At 65.5% G+C, this 359-nt stretch carries 1 protein-coding gene; it reads left to right on the forward strand.

Going from position 1 to position 359, the window contains the following annotated elements:
• The coding region (locus QMZ29_RS10290; protein WP_283225766.1) for a TonB-dependent receptor domain-containing protein at window positions 1–359 on the forward strand (359 nt) is incomplete at both ends.

Raw genomic sequence — 359 nt, forward strand, 5'->3', positions numbered from 1 at the left:
TGCGTTGGACTGGCGCCTGCATATGGCCTGGACGCTGCTGGACGCCACCTACCGCAGCGATATGTGCGGCAAAGCCGTTTGTACCCCGGCCCAGACCATTCCCGCCAGCAATCGCCTGCCGGGCATCGCGCGCAACATGGGCTACGCCTTGCTGGCCTATGCGCCGCCGGAAGGCTGGCACGCCGGCGCGGAGCTGCGCTACATGAGCGACATTCAGGCCAACGACGCCAACAGCGCGCAGGCCCCCGCTTACACCGTGGCCGGCGTAAACGCCGGTTATCGCTTTACCTGGAATCGCTGGGCGCTGGACGTGTTCAGCCGGGTGGACAATATTTTCGACCGCCGTTACGTCGGTTCGG

The sequence above is a fragment of the Serratia sp. PF-27 genome (genome assembly GCF_030053255.1).
Classification (GTDB): Bacteria; Pseudomonadota; Gammaproteobacteria; order Enterobacterales; family Enterobacteriaceae; genus Serratia; species Serratia bockelmannii.